Source organism: Terrimonas sp. (assembly GCF_003075435.1).
Taxonomy (GTDB): Bacteria; Bacteroidota; Bacteroidia; order Chitinophagales; family Chitinophagaceae; genus Agriterribacter.
In genome coordinates, this window is record NZ_QCZJ01000028.1 from 1 (window position 1) to 19,906 (window position 19,906).

Sequence of the window (19,906 nt, forward strand, 5' to 3'; positions counted from 1 at the left end):
CTTCTAACTCTCTGACTACTTTTTGCTTAAAGCTAATACTATACCGGATCACCGTTTGGACATCTCTTGTCATGGTATTACAGATTTTTTTGTTCTTAAATCTGTCTACTTATGCTAGGACAAGACAGATAGCTGATAGCTCATAGCTGACAGCTGATCGCTGAAAGCTAATCCAGCCCTCCTTTTCCCCTGTATAACTTTAACGGGCCATCGAGTTTTAGTTCAAGCACTGTCATATACTCATCCATAGCTGCTTCAGGAATATTATCTATATATACCAGGCCCGGCACAGGGCTCCAGGAAATTTTACCGACAATTTTATGATTGAGTTGCTGATCGCTGCCCAGGATTTTTATGCTGTTGATCTTATTATTCAGCCCTTTTATAACCAGCTTACCGGCATTTTTAGCAGGCACAAATAAGTACAGTGTTGAGGAATCCTTAGATAAAGTGCTTGCTCCATAAAAATGACCGGAAGGTAAGCCTGCAACGGTATTGAAAATAGCGGTGGAATGTTTATTTGTCCACTTGCCCAGCTCTTTTAAAAGGTTTACCTGTTCTGTAGGTATCCAGCCATTTTCGCGGGGTCCGATATCGAACAGGAGATTGCCGCCATTGCCAATTACATCTGTAAAAATGGTAATCAGTTCGTATGGTGTTTTATAAACGCTGTCGTCAGGGTGATATCCCCAGTTGTTATTGGAAGTCATGCATAACTCCCACACCCTCGAAGGCCGGGTTACAGGAAAATTTTGTTCAGGTGTATCGTAATCACCGCGGCCGGTAAGTCTTGCATTAATAATAGCGTTGGGATTGTGCTGCAGGATCATTGATCGCACTTTGTCTGCCTGCCATTCTTCAGCGCTATGCTCCCAATCACCATCAAACCAAAAAAGATCAGGGTTATAATTATCACTCAGCTCTTTTATTTGTTTTTGATAGAAAGACAGGTAGCGTTTCCAGCGCATGGTATCATTCTTTATTTGATACCTGCTGCTGTCTTTTGTAAAACCTGTATAATCCTGGTGGCTCCAATCCAGTATAGAGAAATAAGCGCCGGCTTTAAGTCCCGCGTTGCGGATGGCTGTAAAGAAAGGTGTAAGTACATCCCTTCTCGCAGGTGTAAGCTTTGCAGTGCTCATATTATTGGCTTTGGTATCCCATAAAGCAATACCATCATGGTGTTTGGTGGTAATAACAGCATACCTCGCGCCGGTTTCTTTTATAAGTTGAGCCCATGCTTCAGGGTCATAATTTTTAGCAGTAAAGCCATTGAGTTGCTTCATATAATCATTGTAAGGCATTTTTTTGTTATAAAATGCCCAGCTTTCATCTACCCCATCAACAGCATAAATGCCCCAATGAATAAAAATGCCGAGTTTGGCATCTTTAAACCACTGCATTTTGTTGCTTTCCGTGGTTTGAGCGTTTACAGATAAATATAGCAACACCAGGTTGGCAATAAATAATAGTAGTTTTTTCATGTGTTGAATTTAAACATTTTAAGGTGATGCGCCTTCATAGAAAAATGGCAAATCAAACTTAAGTTTAAATTTTTATTTAAAACTTTTTGTTTTTTAAACTTAAGTTTTGTTATTTTAACACAAAATTAAAAAGAAGTTAATCTTCTGAATCAAAATGGCTGCCAAGAATTCGGTATACCGAAAAAAGATCCTCAATAATCTTTACTTCTCAAAGATGCTTTCCTGCGCGGAAATAAGCGAGAGAATTGGTAAAAGCCTTTCTCTTACTACCAAAATATTGAATGAATTAATTGCTGAAGGACATGTAGTGGAAACGGGGTATGCGCCATCAAGTGGCGGCAGGCGTCCGCAAACATACTCACTTAAGGCAGACATAATGTATACTGTGGCGGTTGCCATGGATCAGTTTGTTACAAAACTGGCAGTAATTAATATGCATAATGAGTATGTTGGCGAGGTTGAGACGCTTGAGCTTAATCTTGCAAAGGAAAATGATGCTTTAGCTAAGCTTGTGGCAAAGATTGAGCAGGTTATTCAAAAATCCGGTGTGAGTAAAAGCAAAATTGTTGGCATTGGAATAAGCATGCCTGGTTTTATTAACTCGCATGACGGGGTTAATTATTCTTTCCTGGAGGCATATAAAGGCGGCATTACTACCTATATAACTTCCCAAACCGGTCTGCCGGCTTATCTGGATAATGATTCAAGTATTATAGCCCTTGCGGAACAAAAGTTTGGTATAGCCCGTAAGTATGCGAATGTTATGGTAATAAATATTGGCTGGGGTGTTGGGTTAGGGCTGATAATGGGAAAAGTATTGTTCAGGGGAGATGATGGTTTTGCGGGAGAGTTTAGCCATATTCCACTTTTTCAGAATGGCAAATTATGCAGTTGTGGTAAAAGTGGGTGCCTGGAAACGGAAGCATCATTGACTGCTGTAATAGAAAAAGCAATAGCAGGGTTGTCTGCCGGCAGAACATCCATATTAAAGGCAGAACAATTTAATAGTGAAACACCAGAGAAAAGCGGGAACGCCATTTTTGAAGCTGCTGCGCGTGGTGATCGTTTCGCGGTAGAATTGCTGTCCGAGGCCGGTTATAATATAGGTCGCGGTATTGCTATTCTCATTCATCTTTTAAATCCGGGGCTTGTGGTATTGAGCGGGAGGGGTTCTGTGGTTGGGAAAATATTACACGCGCCTATTCAGCAGGCTTTAAATGAACATTGTATTCCCAGCCTTGCTGCAAATACAGAAATAGTTATTTCAAACATTGGTCATAATGCCCAGTTGATCGGAAGCTCGGCTCTGGTAATGGAGAAATATGAAAAGTCAGTACCGGTAAAGAAGAAAATTCATGAAGCAGCCTGATGAAATAATAATCAGTTTGCCATAAATGGTCCCGATTCTTAATAACAAACTAAAATGTGTATGCAAAAAAAATCAATCAAACTGCTGCTGATAGCGTTCACGCTATTCTTGTCGTTGACTATGCAGGCGCAGAACAAAAAAAGTGTCACAGGAACTGTGACCAACGATTCAGGTGAGCCTGTTGCAGGAGCAACAATTACCGAGAAAGGAACAACAAACTCTGTAAAAGCAAATGATGCAGGGTACTTTGCTATTGATGTAAAAGCTAATGGTATAATTGTGATTAGCGCTACTGAATATGTTAGTCATGAGATTGCTGTTGCTGGTGTTTCGGATCCTTTGGCTATTACGCTTCAGGTAAAAGCAAACGACCTGGAAGGTGTGGTAGTAACAGCATTGGGAATTTCCCGCCAGGCTAAAAAAGTAGGGTATGCTACTCAAAAGGTAGGTGCAACAGACCTTGTTAAGGCAGCTCCGCCAAACATTGCCCAAGGATTAATGGGTAAAGTAGCAGGCTTAAACATTTCTGTTCCTAATGGAGTAGAGGGTGGTTCGCAAAAAGTGCAGATAAGAGGTAACAATGTGTTGTTGGGCAACAACCAGCCGTTGTACGTTATTGATGGCGTGCAAATGTCTGACGGGCAAATGGGCATTTCCCAAAGTAACGGTAGCGGTTACAGTATACAGGATGCTACCTATAAAACGATTGATGTAGGTGGTACAATGAATGACTGGGGAACACCTCTGAATTTTTTGAATAATGAAGATATTGAAGAAATCAATGTGTTGAAAGGCCCGGCCGCAGCAGCATTATATGGTGCGAGAGGTGCAAATGGAGTAATTCTGATCACAACAAAAAAAGGATCTAAAAAAACAGGCTTAGGGATTGATTATACATTAAGCCAGAGATGGACAAATGCATATCTCTTCCAGGATTATCAGCACGAGTATGGTTACGGTGGCTCAATTGGACTATGGACGGCTGATGATAACTTAAAACTGCCTAAAGATGCAAATGGCAATTACAGGTATCCTGCTGAAGCACCCTGGTCTGGTAGCGGCACAGAAGATAAATTCACACAATTTGGCCCATTGCCGGGTGGTTATAATTATTGGGACCTGTTTAGTTGGCCTGGCGCCGGCTTATCATGGGGTGCACGCATGGATGGCAGAAATATTGTATGGTGGGATGGGAAAACAAGGCCATATTCTCCGGATTTAGATGCTAATAAATCTTTCTTTAATACAGGTCAAACCACCAATCATAATCTTGCCTTTTCAACAGGTGGTGATTTTGGCGGGCTTCGCGTCTCTCTTGGTAAAACTGATAATAAAGCAATTGTTCCCAACAGCAAATTTGACCAAACTTCTATAAATGTAGGCTCAAACCTTAATATATCTTCAAAACTTAAAGCTGAAGTTTCTGCAGGGTACGTTAAGTATTATCGCTTAAATTCTCCAAGCATGGGTGATAATAACAGTATAGGTAAATTCCTTACTTATGGGTTCCCCTCAGACTTTACGCAAATTGAAAAGTATGTTTATCAAAATGAAGATGGATCAAAGAACCTGTTCAATAATGATAAATATCCTTATAGCTATCCTTATAGCAGTTATACTAATTTGTGGTGGAGCATTTATAATAATAATACTACTTTAAGAAGAGATCAGCTTATTGGCTCTGTTAAGCTCAGTGCTGATGTTACACCATGGTTAAATTTCATGGGAAGAACAGGCGTTAACTATGCTACCAATGAGTTTGAAACAAAAAATAAGCCTATTGATGCGGCAGGATACCAGGGAAGCTATAGCTATGAACTGAATAAGGATTATACTATGACTGCAGAAGCTTTAGGAACTCTGCACAAAGATAAAATTGTGGGCGACCTTAATGCAAGCGTTAGCTTTGGTGTGAGCACATGGTATAATAAATTTTCAGGCTCAAAAGCAACCAATAACGGGCCGTTTGCTGACCCTTTCCTTTATTATTTAAGCAACACCACGGCTACTGTTGACAGGGGTTGGTTACCTACATCATATCTGCTGGAAAGTAAAATCAATTCAGCTTACGGGATATTGAATCTGGCGTATAAAAACTATTTGTTTTTTGAAGCCACAGGTAGAAACGACTGGTCTTCAACATTACCTACGAATGCTAACTCTTATTTCTATCCTTCCGCAAGTTTAAGCTTTGTATTTACAGATGCGTTTAATATGAAGAGCAACTGGTTAGACCAGGGGCGTTTACGTCTTGCGTATGCAGGAAGTGCTAACGGAACAGATCCTTATCAAACTACGAACGTTTACGGTTCTTCTTCATTCGGAGGCGTAGTAACACGTTATCTTGATTCAAGGTTAAGGCCAACTGACTTGGGACCTCAGCGTTCACAGGATTTTGAAATAGGAACTCAGTTAAGTTTCTTTCAAAACAGGTTGTCACTTGACTTCACTTATTACAAAATCAATTCTACCAATCAAATCCTGAATGCACCTTTAGCAGTTTCATCAGGATTTACTACCCGTACATTCAATACCGGCGAATTGCAGAATCAGGGTATTGAATTTATAATAAGGGCTACTCCTGTCAGAAATACTAATTTCTCATGGGATATATCTTTGAATGGTGCGCATAACAGCAATAAAGTAATTGCACTCGATCAGGGAGTTGATAAATTTTACCTGGGTACCGTTTTCGGCGACCGTACAGGAGCTTCTATGTTCCTGAAAGTAGGCGATCAGTACGGTACAATCTATGGTCTTGACTATAGCTACCTCAACGGGCAAAAAGTAGTACGTAATATCTATGATAAGAGTGATCCGAATAAAGTGGTGGGAACACAATATGTAACTACCGCTGATCCTGTGATCATTGGCAATGCCACACCAAAATTAACAGGCGGCTTTGGTAATACTTTCAGCTATAAAGATTTCTCACTTTACATTTTAACAGATTTTAAATTAGGCGGAGATATATATTCTTTTGACTATGCGAGTGCAATGGGTGAAGGTAAGGCGCCTGAAACACTGGTGGAAAGAAATGGCGGTGGTTTGCCATATACTTATCCTGATGGTACTACAGCAAATCATGGGGTTATATTAGATGGCGTGTTTGCAGACGGAAGCAAGAATACAAATGTTGTTCATTACATGTATAAATATGCCGGACAATACGCTGCATGGACAAATGTTGATATGCCAAGGAGCAATGCTGTTTTTGAAAATACATGGATTAAATGCAGAGAAGTTACACTTACGTATAACCTTTCTCCAAGAATAGTTAAAGCTACAAGGATTTTCCAGGGGCTCAACCTTTCTCTTGTAGGAAGAGACCTGTTCTATTTTTACAGAACATTGCCTGACAATTTAAATCCAGAATCTGTAAATGGCGTAGGTAACGTGCAGGGACTGCAATGGGCAGCTTTCCCTGGCACAAGATCTTTGGGCTTTACAGTAAGGGCTAAATTCTAGGATTAACTAAAACCAAACAGACATCAAAACATTTAATTATGAAAATCAGAAATAATCAGTTTCTCATTACCTTTTGTGTAGTGCTGCTTGCAGGCGCTGCATCCTGTAAAAAAGGTTTTGAAGAAATGAATAAACCGTATAACAAACCTACTGCTGCATCGATAGGAGATTTGTTTAACAGTGCTGTTTCTTCGCTGCAGGTAGGATGGCAGGAGCAGGCAACTTATCATTCTTTTGTTTATCAAATAACCCAGCAGGCGGCACAATATGCAAACTCCGGTTATAGAATGGAGAATGCATCTTCGGAAATGTGGCAGTCTTACTATTCCTTTTTAGCTAATTCAAAATTGATTGATACGGTGATATCTGCTGAGGAAAATACCGGCAAATGGACAAACGTGTCTGCAATGAATAAAGTAATAAGGGCATATCGTACAATAAGAATGACAGAAAATTTTGGCGACATTCCTTATACAGAAGCCGGGAAAGGACAGTACCTGGGCGATGCGGTAAAGCCAAAGTATGACAGCCAGGAAAGCATTTATAAAAGCGTAATTAGCGATTTACAATGGGCTGTAAATAACCTTACAACCAGTAGCGATCAGTCATCAATAGGCTCCAGCGAGACTTTATTTAAGAATGACATCAGCTTGTGGATTAAGTTCGCCAACTCAATAAGATTGCGTGCAGCAATTACCATGTATGATAAAGATGCTGCATTTGCAGGTGCGCAAATTGCAGAAGCTGTAACCAAACCATTAATAGAAGCAGGTGAAGAGCCTGGTTTATGGCCTGCAAAAATTCCGGGATTAGTTTTTTCTATGCATGAGTGGTCTTTTTCTGCTAACCAGTATGTGAGATTAGGAACTACCATGTGGGATTATATGTCAGTGAATGATAACACGGATGGCAGCGGTATTGTAGACCCAAGAGCGAAGATTTTTTATGAACCTAATAATGCCGGGCAATGGGTTCCTTATCCGCAAAACCCCACATCTTCTACGCCTTCTGAAGGCGGTGATCCGTATAACACAAGCAGGAAAACCAATTGGAGTGGTAAAGGCACAAATAACAAATATGCCAATGTGAATTTTTATTTTGAGGATCAGAATTATATCCCTGAATTATTTATAACCGCAGCACAGGTATTATTGTACCAGGCTGAAATATATAACAGGGGTATAGGAGTAACAAAGGATCCGGCTAAGGCTAAAACATTTTATGAAGATGCAATAAAAGCCTCTTGTAATTTTTGGACTAACATAGCTATAAACACATCAATGTGGGTTGAAGCCAAACCCTCTGGCTTGCCTTCAGCCGGCGTTATAAATACATTGCTGGCATCTGCTAAAGTTAGCTATAGTGCAAATGAGGCTACTGCTTTATCGCAGATATATGCGCAGTTATGGATTGATGGTTTCCGTCAGCCATGGGATATATGGACGCTATTCAGACGTACTGGTGGAAATTTGCCTAAAGATTCTGATAATACAACTTATTGGGATAATGCATATGGCATTTATCACCGCTACATGTATCCTACTTCTGAGCAGGATTATAATATTGAGAACTGGAGAACAGCAACCGGAGGCACAGAGTCATACTCAACCAAAATCTGGTTGGAAAAATAACAGTGCTTAGTAATAAGTCTGGTATACAACCCTGATCCTTAACCCTAAATAACAAAGCTGTCAAAAAATGACAGCTTTGTTATTTAAATGAAAAAAGGTGATCGATCATCTTGCCTGTTTAGGAATACAGGACAGTAGAAATATTATCCCGCAATCCTTAACTTTAAGGTTGTTTCAGAAATAACAGTTTAAACATACAATCATGTCTACCCGCAGAAAATTTTTGCAATCCTCGGTACTTGGTTCTGTAGCAGTTATTACAGATAAAAAGGTATTGGCTCAATCACAATATAAAAATGTTACTGATCAACCCCTGGTAGTTTCTACCTGGGATTTTGGCAAAACAGCCAATGCCGCGGCATGGGATGTTTTAATAAAAAAAAGAAGAGCAGTTGATGCTGTTGAAGCCGGTGTTCGTATACCGGAAGCGGACCCTACCAATCAAACCATCGGCTATGGCGGTTTACCCGATCGGGATGGACGCGTTACACTTGATGCCTGCATTATGGATGAATATTATAACTGCGGATCAGTGATGGCATTAGAGCATGTTACTCATGCTATTTCCGTGGCAAGGTTGGTTATGGAAAAAACCCCGCATATTGTATTGGCAGGTGATGGCGCATTACAGTTTGCCCTGGCAAATGGATTTAAAAAAGAAAACCTGCTTACGGCGGAAAGCAAGAAAGCCTGGGAGGAATGGCAGAAAACATCTAAATACGAGCCTGTAATGAATATTGAGAATAAACTTTATGGCAAAGATAAAGACCCCACGCCTGGAGGACCGGATAATCATGATACCATAGGTATGATCGCAATGGATGCAAAGGGTAACCTTGGAGGTGCATGCACTACAAGTGGCATGGCATTTAAAATGCACGGCAGGGTAGGCGATTCTCCTATTATAGGGGCCGGGTTATATGTAGATAATGAGGTTGGCGCTGCAACTTCATCAGGTGTTGGAGAAGAAGTAATCCGGGTCGTTGGCTCTCATCTTGTAGTAGAATTAATGCGTCATGGGCTTTCGCCTGAAAATGCCTGTAAAGAGGCAGTACAGCGTATTATTAAGCGAAATCCGGAAAAAGCAAAGAATATCCAGGTTGGTTTTGTTGCTATCAACAAAAAAGGACAATATGGTGCATATGCTTTACAAAAGGGTTTTACTATTGCTGTAAAGAGTGGTGAGGAAGATAAAGTAGTTGCTGCTAAAAGTATTTACTAACCTTTCTTGTCATATCCTCTTCCATTTGATAATCTGTATAAATGGAATCACCATAAATCTTACTTTCCGCTGCTACCGAAAACGGCAATTTCTTTAAAGCCTGCACATCACTTTCGCAGCCTGGTACAAAACCGAATTCAACAGGAATGCCACATCGTTTACTAATACCTGAACTATTACCCCGTAAAAATATCTTCGCATGCTGCTCTGCTTCCCCCCTCCATTGTTTACCCTTTAATAGCTTGCAACGGCTGATGCGGATATTATCGCAAACAGCTACCGGAAAGGAATCTATCACATATTCAGATGCACCTGCCATGCTTTTCAATTGATGCCCCAATTGAAAAAAAGCGAAAACATCAACTCACTTACCTGATGTAAGCGCCGGTTAAAGCGGCTTTTGTCCAACATTGCAGTATCAATTTTGTCATCTTCATAAAGCCGTGGTCATTGTCTAAATGATCTCCAAAATAAAGAGCCGATACCAAGGCTGTTGTTATTACTTCACTATCACTTACTCTACGCCGGATACGCTCTTTATGACTTATTCCTTTAAAATGTCATCTACAATATAATAAATCCCTATAATTTTATTCTCTGTGAGTATTCGATAATACTATTTTAAGTGTCTTAACTCAAATTTAGTTTTTATTAATGCTCACTTCCCCTCTCTTTATTCTAGTGTCATGTCAAGTATATTATTTACCCGAAATAATATACTTGACATGACACTACTAACTTGGGTTATTTAGGGTTGATTGCATTGTGATACGCAAGATTGGAAATAAGTAAGGCATCCATTTGGAACAGAATAGGTTATTGTGTTAGGAGTGCTATTACCGTCATTAAATATAGCAACTGTATAGGTCGCCCAAGAACTATTGTTAATAGATAATTGATAAAAACCATAGGTAAGTGGAATTCCTGAAATAGTCGTTGTACCAATGACTGGGTTCAAGCACGCTTGATAATCGTAAACACATTTCCAACATTCAGGCCTTATTCCATACAGGTTATTGTCTAGCTTGGTTAATGAATCAAGTTTGGAGGAGTCTTTGCTCAATGCTACTAATGAACCTGTGTATTCAATTTCCTTATTTCTTAAAATATTAAAAAAATATTTTTGGTCATTTTTATTGAACTTTTTATATTATACTTTTCAATTAAATATCTATATAAATCGATATAGTCTTTAAAATCTTTTTGATCTTCAAATCCCATAACCATAGATATAACATAGTTGATATCATCCTCTGATAGTTTAGATTTTTTTTCTAATTTTTCTAATTTTTCTTTATCTCTGAAAGAATTACTTCTAGTCTGATATATGATATTCTGTATATCTTTTTTATATATCAATTTATAAACTGGATCGTTAAAAACATTATTAGCCAGTTTTTCAATATCTGGGGCGTTAAGATTGCCCTCAAGCTTTATTTCTTTTTTTTGTTTAGGAATGTACGATGCCAGAAATGCTGAAATTAAACAGAAGGTTAAAACTCTACACATAATAAGAGAAAATTTCTTTTTCATATAATATTATTTTAGGTTCTGTAAAGAGTATTAAGATATAACATTTTTTAGACAATAATTTTTTTTCACTATAGGTTTTTGAAATTCGAGTGATAGCTATCAAACACATCAGGGTTGGGATTACTAAAATTAAAGAGGGAGAAAAGTACTGCTAACTGATCATAAAACAACAGCTCGTAGTGTAAACCCGTAATGTTTGCGGGAAAATGCAAGGGCAATGTGTTCTGCCTTGCCTTTTAAAGCCAGCCATTGCGGCGCCGATTTATAAAAATTCTGCCGACGGTGCTTAATGCCAAAATATTGTTCGATTAATTCAATAGAGTGTAGTTTGGAGGCAGGTTCCGCTATCCGCATCACCACTAAATCTAACAGCAGGCTGTTGTTTAGTTTATCCAGCCCGATGGTGAGCATCAATCCAGATAAGGTATCGTACAGAAAAGTATAGTAGGTACCTATAAACTCCGTTTGGTTGATATAAAATAATATTGGTCTGGTGCGCATCAAAGATGCTGGTGCTGCTTTGATATTTTGTAATAAACTCCTTGGCCAAGGTAAGCAGGTCTGACTTCTCTTGTTCGGTCCGGGCCGTTCCGATATGGCGAACGATTACCCGCTTCCTGTTTTCTATCTTATACACCTGTACCGACTCCGACCCCGCAGCATACTCTATTTGCCTGATTTTGTACATTTTTACCCATTAGGTCAGCAAATTACACTTTTTAAAAATTAAAACACTGACAATATAATACTTACATAGTGTTATTTTTATGTATGGACAATTCGGGGTTAAATTTTTTTCTGCAAAGCAGCATTATACCACTGCAGAGCATCTATTTTTTAAGGTAGATGGATATTATTTGGGCTAAACTATCTCCTTCTTTACATTTTTGTTTAAATTAATTTAAAACTTTTTGTTTTTTTTAAAAAAGTTTCTTTATTTTAACATTACTCTAAGCATAGAGTAATATTAATTCTTTGAGATTTTAAAACCTAATCAATCAAAACTAACAACAATGAAACGATCTACAAGTCATTTGTTGCTTGTGGTAATGTTGCTTTCAAGCAGCATTCTCAGCTTTGCACAAAATCAAAAAACAGTTAGTGGTTTCGTAAGAGATGCAAATGGTGCGGGAGTACCGGGTGTCTCTGTTATCAAAAAAGGTGCTACATCTGGGGGTACCTTCACTAACGAAGAGGGTAAATTTTCTATTGATGCTAACAGTGCAACAATCCTGGTTTTTAGTGCAGTAGGTTATGCATCAAAAGAAGTAAAAGTTGGTGACGGAAATGTTTTGGAAGTTGTTTTAGCAGCCGCTGAAAATCAACTTAACGAAGTAGTGGTTACCGCTATGGGAATCAAAAAAGAGCAAAGAAAATTGGGCTATGCAGTTTCTACAGTTTCTTCAAAGGACATCTTATTAACTGCTCCCACTAACTTTGCTTCGGCCTTATACGGAAGGGCACCCGGGGTAAGTATTAATACCAATCCCGGTGGTGCAACCAGTGCGGTAAGTGTTGGTATACGGGGTATGAATTCAATTAGCTTTGCCCGCCAGCCTTTAATGGTAGTAGATGGTGTGGTTACCCGTAACGGAGAGGCAAACAATGACGGATTCTGGAGTTCTCCCCGTATCAACGGCAATGGGTTGCTTGATATTAACCCGGAAAATATAGAAACAGTAACAATCCTGAAAGGAGCTGCGGCATCTGCTTTATACGGGTCTGATGCTGCCAATGGCGTTATCGTAATTACTACAAAGAATGGAAAAAGCAGAAAGGGGTTAGGCGTTGATGTAAACTCTTCTTATATAAAAGAATCAGTTGCTGTTGTTCCGGAACTGCAAAACGAATATGGTCCTGGATATGATCGGGGAACGAATATGGGAAGCTTTGGTGCATCAGATGACGGATGGCTTAAAACAACAGTTAACGGTCAGGAAGTTCAGTATCCGATTTTCAGATCATATGGACAATTCGGTCCAAAGTTCGATGGACGTGAAGTGTATTGGTGGGACGGAGAGATGCGCCCTTATGTTGCACAACCGAACTACTGGAAATCTTTTTACAGAGACGGTATGAGCGCCGTTCAAAATGTTGCTGTAAGTAACGCTTCTGATAAGTTGAACTACAGGCTTTCATACACAAGGAATGACTATAAGGGTATTCAGATTGGTGGAAAACAGGAAAAAAATACATTTAACTTAAATAGTACCTATAAGATTACACCTAAGTTTAGCACCGATCTTGTAATAAGCTATATTAATGAAAGAGTACACAATCGTCCTTATCAGATTGACAGGCTTACCAACAACTATGGCGGGTTTTTAAGTGCTGCAGAACGTATGGATGTTATTTTCGATAAGTACAAAACAACCAAGGGATATAAATATGTACCGTATAACGATACCTCTAAAGATCCTGAAGAAGCGCTTAAATATAACATTCGCGGTTACGATTTCCTGGATTTTTTATGGAATCAGCTTGAGAATAATTTTGATGAAACCACCAACAGGCTACTGGCTTCGGCAACTGTTAATTATGATATAGTAAAGAACCTGCATTTCAGGGGCAGGGTGGGCACCGATTATACCGGGTATTTTGCTGAAACAAAGAATAAGTCTACCTATCCTCTTGCATTTGGAGAAAGCGGATACTATGGAACCAATTTCAACAGGTATAACTTTACATATGGCGATGTTTTGCTTACTTATAGTAACCAGCTAACGGGCAAGCTGAAACTGAACGTATCAGCAGGCTATCAGGCAAGAAAGGAAGAATATCGTTATTCCAGCCAGGGAACCCGGGATGGCTTAACACAGGAAAACTGGTTTAGCTTTAATGCTTCCAAAACTACTCCTACATCTGGATCGTCAAACAGGAGCTATTTAGTAAAAGATGGTTTATTTGGCATACTTGGATTTGAGTTTGATAATTTCTTATTTGTTGAAGGAACCCTAAGACGTGAAAGAACCTCTACATTGTACCCTGGTAACAATACCTTTTACTATCCTGCAGTAAGTGGCTCTTTTGAACTTAGCAATGCTTTTAATCTTCCTCAGTTTGTTTCTTACAGCAAGTTAAGAGCATCATGGGGTATTGTGGGTAACCCGGCCCCAGCTTATGTGGCCAATACTATTTATAATGCGGGAAGCGTAAATGGTGTAGCAACACTTTATCCCGGAAATCCATACGGAAACAACAATTTGAAGAATGAAGAAAAAACAGAAGTAGAGATTGGCTGGGAGACCAAACTATTCAATAACCGTTTTGGATTTGATATCTCATACTACAACAATAAAATATCTGACCAGATATTGAGCCTCACTGTTCCTGCAACTACCGGCTCTACAGGCATACTTGTGAATGTCGGATCTCTTAGAAACTACGGCGTTGAAGTAGGAGTTAACGGAACACCTGTAAAAGGAAGATTTTTTCAATGGGACACCAGACTGAACCTTGGCTTTAACCGTAATAAAGTGCTTTCATTAATGGAAGGACTTGAAAGAATTACCAGCTCAAATCTTGACAATGGCTCATTGTTAATAGTTTCGGAAATCGGGAAACAAGCCGGAGATATTATAGGATATAAGCGCCGTACCAATGCCAGTGGTGAATATATCATTAATGATGACGGCTATTATGATATCAATTTCGATGATCAGGTTAAAATGGGTAATATCCAGTCGAAAGTGGTTGGCGGATTGACAAACACGTTCATATACAAGAATTTCTCACTTAACTTTTTGGTTGATTTTCGTTGGGGCGGACAGGTTATTTCGCAGGCGCTATTGTATGGAACAGGAGCAGGAATGTATACTAATTCATTGTTTGGCAGAGATAAGGAACATGGTGGATTACCTTATTATGTAGATGGGAGCGGTGCTTTTGTAAAAGCTGCGGATAATGCTACTACAGGTCCAAATGGTGAAAAGCTGTATAATGACGGAATGATTTTAAAAGGTGTAAAGCAAAGTGATGGAAAAGCGAATGATATTGTTATAGACGCACCTAATTTTTACCTGAATACATATAGCTGGGGCTCATGGCCAGGCTCCGGTTCTTATAGTACATATGAAGGTGCTGTATTTGATAACAATTTTATTAAGCTGCGTGAAGTTTCTTTGACATATGCTCTTCCTGCAAAAGCTATTGAAAAAATAAAATTGCAGAACGTGTCAGTATCTATTTATGGTAGAAATCTTTTCTACTTCTATAAATCTCTTCCATACCTTGATCCTGAAGAAAGTATAGGTACAAATGCGTATTCACAGGCTTTTGCAGGTGGTGCTACTGCAGCAGCACGCTCAATAGGTGCAAGCCTCAGAATATCATTTTAATTTGTTCACATCAAATACAGAAAAATGAAAAAGTATATTATAAATAGTTTTTTGATCGGTGCGATATCAGCATCCATACTTGCCGGATGTAAAAAGTCGGACTTTGATGATAATTATAATAATCCTGAGAAAACGGTTAACTCCAACGTTGAAGGATTGTTTGCCGGAATTTTTGATAACGCCAGGGTAATGCCAAGGTATTGGAATCTCTATACTTTTCAGATACCGATGCTCGGTGCCTATTCACAAACAATTGGGTATAGTAACGGCAGTAAAATTTACGAACAGGCTATTAACTATACACAGGATAGATGGAATGATTATTATACAGGATCGTTGGCCAGATTGATTGAGCTTGAGAAAAAGTATAATACTTATGAAGATGGATCTACAAGTAAACAAGGATACCAGCTGTTTCTTGAAATTGCAAGAATATTCGTGTACGATCAAACATCGCAACTGGTAGATATGTGGGGCGATATCCCTTTCAGTACTGCAGGCCAATTAAACGCCACAGGCGGAAGCATTATATTGGCAAGCTATGATACTGACAAGGATATATATTCCTTTATAGCTACTGACTTAAAAAGAATAGCCGACTACCTGTCGTCTATATCAGTTGATCCTTTTTATACCAATCAACTGGCAAAGAGCGACTACGTTAATGATGGCAGTATTTTAAAATGGAGAAAGTATTGTAATTCCCTTCGTCTTCGCCTCGCTATGCGTACCTCCTTTTTTGATGAAGCAGGATCAAAAGCAACAGTACAGGAAATTCTGGGTAATCCAACACAGTACCCCGTAGTAGATAATATCGGCGAAGCAATACAGATCCTTGCAGAAGGTAGCCTGGAAACAGGTGATATGGAGAGCGGTTTTGGGGTTAATAGTCTTGCTCCGGGTTATATGGTAGAAGACATAATGAACCCTTCAAACGACCCACGTTTGCCTGTAATGTTTAGTACAAACAAGAAAGGAGAATACCACGGAGTTATTAATACATGGACAAACGCAAGGCAAACAGATTCTACAACGGCAGGGTACTATTCCCGGTACGATTCTGTAACGTTTATTAAAAACAGAAGCTTTCCCGGCATTATTTTAACCGCTGCTGAAGTAAGCTTTATTAAAGCTGAAGCTTATGAAAGATGGGGTGGAGGTGATGCTAAAGCTGCATATGAACAGGGCATCAGGCAATCTATTGATTTCTACTATTATCTTAATCAGTTGAACAAATCCTGGGGAACGCATGAAACAGCTCCTGCAGCTTCTGCTGTAAATGCATTTCTTTTAAACCCTATTGTAGCTTACGGTGCTGATACAGATGAAAATCTTGAGAAAATAGGAATACAAAAATGGATAGATTTTGGAATTATGCAATCGAACCAGGCCTGGGCAGAATACAGAAGAACAAAATATCCTGAGCTTAATTTTCCAACAGATGCCAGCTCAACATTGTCTCCTAATCCTCCAACCAGGTTTTTATATCCTTCTACAGAACGGATATTAAATGCTGCAAATTACGGAGTCGTTTCCTCTAAGGATAATGTTACAACAAAGGTGTTTTGGCAAACAAAGTAAAAATGCTTTAAAACATTTGGAATGTCTTTTAAGAGGCGGATTTATTTCCGCCTCTTAACTTTTGTACAATATCAATATATATTAAAACAAATGTTGTTTGTCAGAACAGGCATTATAATATTTCTTTTTATCCGCGGCTGGATGTTTTTTGCATCTAATAATGCGGAGTCGCCTGTTACTATTCAAAAAAGTCTTTTGCCCGATTCGCTCACGCAAGGCAAACAACTCGCTCTCAAATATTGCACCTCCTGCCACTTTTTTCCTGAGCCTTCATTGCTCGATAAGAAAACCTGGACAGATAAAGTATTACCCAATATGGGCTGGCGGCTTGGCATAAGGAAAAAGGGAGACGATCCTTATGCCGATATTGTTCCGGAAGAAAGAGCATTAATACAAAAGCTGAATATATATCCTGATGTAGCCACTATAACTCAGTCAGACTGGAAGAAGATAATAGCATATTTTGAACATGAAGCGCCGGAAGAACCATTGCCTCAACAAAATCATGATAGCATCTCCGGCATGCTTGCTTTATTTTCTCCAAAACAAATAGTATTCGATGATAAGCAGCTTCCAAGAACCACCATGTTGAAGTTTGATAGTGCATCAAATGAATTGTATGCCGGTGACGGGGAAAGCAAGTTGTATATCTTAAATAACAACTTCGGATTTAAATCAGCATGGAATGTAGAGAGCCCACCCGTTGATATAGATTTTCCGAACAGCGAACCACCGCGATTACTCATGGTAGGTAGTGTCAGCCCCTCTGATCAGAAAAATGGAAGACTTGTAACTTTTGATACCACATTCACCATACAAAACCCGCCGGTTAATATTGATCATTTACCAAGACCGGTGCAATTTGCGCATGCTGACCTTGATATGGATGGGAAGCAGGATGCTATAGTTTGTGGCTTTGGAAATAACACCGGGAAATTAGCATGGTATAGTGATTGCAAAATTGATGGTGAAAATATATTGAGCAACATGCCTGGTGCAAGAAAGGTAGAGATAGGAGATTTTAATAAAGATGGCAAACCTGATATAATGGTTTTAATGGCCCAGGCCCGGGAAGAAGTAGTGATCTGGTATAACCAGGGAAAAGGCAAATTCAAAGAAAAAAAATTGTTGCGCTTTCCGCCTGTATTCGGGGTTTCGTATTTCGAACTGGCAGATTTTAATAAAGATGGATATCCTGATATTTTACTTACGAATGGCGACAACTGGGATTACTCCCGCATCAATAAAAACTATCATGGCGTAAGAATTTATCTGAACGATGGTAAATACAATTTTAAGGAACATTGGTTTTTCCCGCTATACGGAGCATCAAAAGCTATAGCAAGGGATTTTGATAATGACGGCGATATTGATATAGCTGCTATATCGTTCTATAACACACTTGAAAATCCTGCAAACGGGTTTGTATATTTTTCCAATGAAGGAAATCTTGATTTTAAACCCGCTTCATTGCCTGATGCTGCTGCAGGGAAGTGGCTTACTATGGAAGCCGCAGATTTTGATCACGATGGCGATATTGATATTGTGCTTGGTTCTTATTTTCACAATATTGAAGAAATGAGCAGCCTGGTAAATATTGTTAACATATCTTCATTTCCCCAGTTACTTGTGTTGAATAATGAGACGCAATAGGGCGAAAGGCAAAGGGTGTAGGGTAGAAGGTGTAGGGTATAGAGCTTAAGACGGAAATGCTTACATGTAATTGTCATTCCTTAATCTTAGCATCTCTTTAAAATAAACTATATTATTCTTTGTGGAACTTTGTGTACGCTTTGTGTTCCTCTGTGAAATAACCTGGTTGTTTACTTGCAATCATGCTTAAACTGTTCCTGACAGGTTGGGTTTTAAATATCAAGGCAAAAAATGATTTTTATAAAAAGCCGTTACCTGATCCTGCATCTTCTACCTTACACCCTACACTCACCCTCAACGCTCTCTCACTTCAACCCATACTTACCCATATATCTTTCATACAATTGCGTTTGTTTGTTTGCCAAACTCACCATTCGGCCCTGTATAAAAGCATATGTAACAATACTGCTTTTCATGTCCAGGATATCTCCTTCACTCACTATGATATTCGCGTCTTTACCAACTTCAATCGATCCTGTTTTGTCATCAATACCCAGAATTCTGGCAGCGTTCAATGTTATGGCGCTTAATGCTTCTTCTTTGGTTAAGCCATAGGCTGCGGCAGTACCTGCATTAAAGCTGAGATTACGGAAACGCGTGTTGGCCGTATTATCATTCAATGCAAACAATACGCCTGCCTTTTGTAAGGCCGCCGGCGTTTTATAGGGCTGGTCAACATCATCATCTTCTGTGGCAGGCAATGCATGTTCGGGACCGAGTATCACCGCTATATTATGCTGTTTAAGCAATGGCGCTATCTGCCAGCTTTCATTGCCACCAACTATCACTACGGCAAACCCGAATTCTTTTACAAAATCAACTGCTGCCAGCATCTGTTTTACCTGGTCTGCATGAATAAACAGTTTCTGGGTTTTGTCAAACAAACCTTTTACCGCAGCAAATTTTAAATTGGTTTGTGCATGTTCGTTTTCCTGCAGGTATGATTTTGCTTCTGAAAAAAAACTTTTTAATGCATCAATTTTTTGCAGGGACTGCTTTTCTATGTCAACGGGTGGCTGTTGCCCTGTGGAGAAACGTGGTCCGCGCTGTGGAAGAAAAGAAGGAAATGTGACATGAATACCGTTGTCGGTTTTATATGCCGCATCTTCCCAGTTCCATGCATCCAGTTGCACAACTGATGATGAGCCGCTGATAAAACTTCCCTGCGGTGTTATATTAGCCAGCAATATTCCATTTGCTTTTAGCGTATTGATGATTTTTGAATCTGTATTATAAGAAACTATAGATCGGATATTAGGATTGAGCTCTCCTAATTCCCTGTAATCATTTGACCCTCTTACGCCATTGGCAATTTCCCTTAACCCAAGGTCGCAGTCAGAAAGGATCAGACCAGGGTATACATGTTTACCTTTTGCATCGAATACCTTTACATGGTCAGCCGGCAGGGGAATATTGGTTCCTATCTTTTCAATTTTACCATTATTCACCTGAATGGTGGTATTATCCAACACCTGTCCTGTTCCCGTATGTACGGTGCCATTAGTAATAAACAAAAGCCCTTTGTATGCAGGAGCAGGGTATATATCATCCTGGGCAGTTGCAGTAATGGCAAAAAATAACAGGAGTAATATAGAATGTGATACTTTTTTCATCGCTTCATTTTTTGA

General features: G+C 39.2%; 11 protein-coding genes and 1 pseudogene. 7 read left to right on the top strand and 5 right to left on the bottom strand.

Annotated features, from left to right (window positions below; genetic code table 11):
- Positions 1–167 precede the first annotated feature (167 nt).
- The gene (locus DC498_RS21555; protein WP_116876231.1) at positions 168–1,484 is read right to left on the bottom strand and encodes an alpha-L-fucosidase; all 1,317 of its coding nucleotides are present in this window, start codon (positions 1,482–1,484) and stop codon (positions 168–170) included.
- Between the two features lie 154 nt (positions 1,485–1,638).
- Here DC498_RS21555 and DC498_RS21560 point away from each other — a divergent pair, with 154 nt between their 5' ends.
- From DC498_RS21560 to DC498_RS21575, 4 genes are all read left to right on the top strand, one after another.
- Complete coding sequence (locus DC498_RS21560; RefSeq protein ID WP_116876232.1) at positions 1,639–2,853, top strand: ROK family transcriptional regulator; 1,215 nt, start codon at positions 1,639–1,641, stop codon at positions 2,851–2,853.
- Between the two features lie 60 nt (positions 2,854–2,913).
- Positions 2,914–6,321, top strand: coding sequence for a SusC/RagA family TonB-linked outer membrane protein (locus DC498_RS21565; RefSeq protein WP_206197721.1), 3,408 nt, complete (start codon positions 2,914–2,916; stop codon positions 6,319–6,321).
- A 38-nt stretch (positions 6,322–6,359) separates the two neighbouring features.
- Positions 6,360–7,952, top strand: coding sequence for a SusD/RagB family nutrient-binding outer membrane lipoprotein (locus DC498_RS21570; RefSeq protein ID WP_116876233.1), 1,593 nt, complete (start codon positions 6,360–6,362; stop codon positions 7,950–7,952).
- Between the two features lie 202 nt (positions 7,953–8,154).
- On the top strand, positions 8,155–9,174 hold the full coding sequence (locus tag DC498_RS21575; RefSeq protein ID WP_116876234.1) for a N(4)-(beta-N-acetylglucosaminyl)-L-asparaginase: 1,020 nt from the start codon (positions 8,155–8,157) through the stop codon (positions 9,172–9,174).
- A gap of 10 nt (positions 9,175–9,184) precedes the next feature.
- Here DC498_RS21575 and DC498_RS26865 read toward each other — a convergent pair.
- The 3 genes and pseudogenes from DC498_RS26865 to DC498_RS21590 all read right to left on the bottom strand — a co-directional run.
- Positions 9,185–9,781: pseudogene (locus DC498_RS26865) on the bottom strand (transposase); the annotation flags it as partial.
- Positions 9,782–10,275: 494 nt separating this feature from the next.
- Positions 10,276–10,707 carry a hypothetical protein gene (locus DC498_RS21585; protein WP_116876236.1) on the bottom strand — a complete coding sequence of 144 codons (432 nt, stop codon included), beginning with the start codon at positions 10,705–10,707 and terminating at the stop codon, positions 10,276–10,278.
- A 159-nt stretch (positions 10,708–10,866) separates the two neighbouring features.
- On the bottom strand, positions 10,867–11,208 hold the full coding sequence (locus DC498_RS21590) for a hypothetical protein (protein ID WP_116876237.1): 342 nt from the start codon (positions 11,206–11,208) through the stop codon (positions 10,867–10,869).
- 512 nt (positions 11,209–11,720) lie between these two features.
- Between DC498_RS21590 and DC498_RS21595 the strand changes: the two genes are divergently transcribed.
- Genes DC498_RS21595 through DC498_RS21605 form a run of 3 tightly spaced genes read left to right on the top strand, consistent with a single transcriptional unit; the run spans position 11,721 to position 18,278 of the window.
- On the top strand, positions 11,721–15,044 hold the full coding sequence (locus DC498_RS21595; protein WP_116876238.1) for a SusC/RagA family TonB-linked outer membrane protein: 3,324 nt from the start codon (positions 11,721–11,723) through the stop codon (positions 15,042–15,044).
- A 24-nt stretch (positions 15,045–15,068) separates the two neighbouring features.
- Positions 15,069–16,625 (top strand): SusD/RagB family nutrient-binding outer membrane lipoprotein, encoded by a 1,557-nt coding sequence (locus tag DC498_RS21600; RefSeq protein ID WP_116876239.1) that lies wholly within the window; start codon positions 15,069–15,071, stop codon positions 16,623–16,625.
- A 21-nt stretch (positions 16,626–16,646) separates the two neighbouring features.
- On the top strand, positions 16,647–18,278 hold the full coding sequence (locus DC498_RS21605; protein ID WP_206197722.1) for an FG-GAP repeat domain-containing protein: 1,632 nt from the start codon (positions 16,647–16,649) through the stop codon (positions 18,276–18,278).
- 305 nt (positions 18,279–18,583) lie between these two features.
- Here the strand turns inward: DC498_RS21605 and DC498_RS21610 are convergent, their stop codons facing one another.
- Positions 18,584–19,891, bottom strand: coding sequence for an amidohydrolase family protein (locus tag DC498_RS21610; protein WP_116876272.1), 1,308 nt, complete (start codon positions 19,889–19,891; stop codon positions 18,584–18,586).
- Positions 19,892–19,906 lie beyond the last annotated feature (15 nt).

What these genes read in the sequence shown, in the direction of transcription:
- DC498_RS21555 (WP_116876231.1), bottom strand. Translation starts at nt 1,484, where the DNA reads ATGAAAAAACTACTATTATTTATTGCCAACCTGGTGTTGCTATATTTA.
- DC498_RS21560 (WP_116876232.1), top strand. Translation starts at nt 1,639, where the DNA reads ATGGCTGCCAAGAATTCGGTATACCGAAAAAAGATCCTCAATAATCTT.
- DC498_RS21565 (WP_206197721.1), top strand. Translation starts at nt 2,914, where the DNA reads ATGCAAAAAAAATCAATCAAACTGCTGCTGATAGCGTTCACGCTATTC.
- DC498_RS21570 (WP_116876233.1), top strand. Translation starts at nt 6,360, where the DNA reads ATGAAAATCAGAAATAATCAGTTTCTCATTACCTTTTGTGTAGTGCTG.
- DC498_RS21575 (WP_116876234.1), top strand. Translation starts at nt 8,155, where the DNA reads ATGTCTACCCGCAGAAAATTTTTGCAATCCTCGGTACTTGGTTCTGTA.
- DC498_RS21585 (WP_116876236.1), bottom strand. Translation starts at nt 10,707, where the DNA reads ATGAAAAAGAAATTTTCTCTTATTATGTGTAGAGTTTTAACCTTCTGT.
- DC498_RS21590 (WP_116876237.1), bottom strand. Translation starts at nt 11,208, where the DNA reads ATGCGCACCAGACCAATATTATTTTATATCAACCAAACGGAGTTTATA.
- DC498_RS21595 (WP_116876238.1), top strand. Translation starts at nt 11,721, where the DNA reads ATGAAACGATCTACAAGTCATTTGTTGCTTGTGGTAATGTTGCTTTCA.
- DC498_RS21600 (WP_116876239.1), top strand. Translation starts at nt 15,069, where the DNA reads ATGAAAAAGTATATTATAAATAGTTTTTTGATCGGTGCGATATCAGCA.
- DC498_RS21605 (WP_206197722.1), top strand. Translation starts at nt 16,647, where the DNA reads ATGTCTTTTAAGAGGCGGATTTATTTCCGCCTCTTAACTTTTGTACAA.
- DC498_RS21610 (WP_116876272.1), bottom strand. Translation starts at nt 19,891, where the DNA reads ATGAAAAAAGTATCACATTCTATATTACTCCTGTTATTTTTTGCCATT.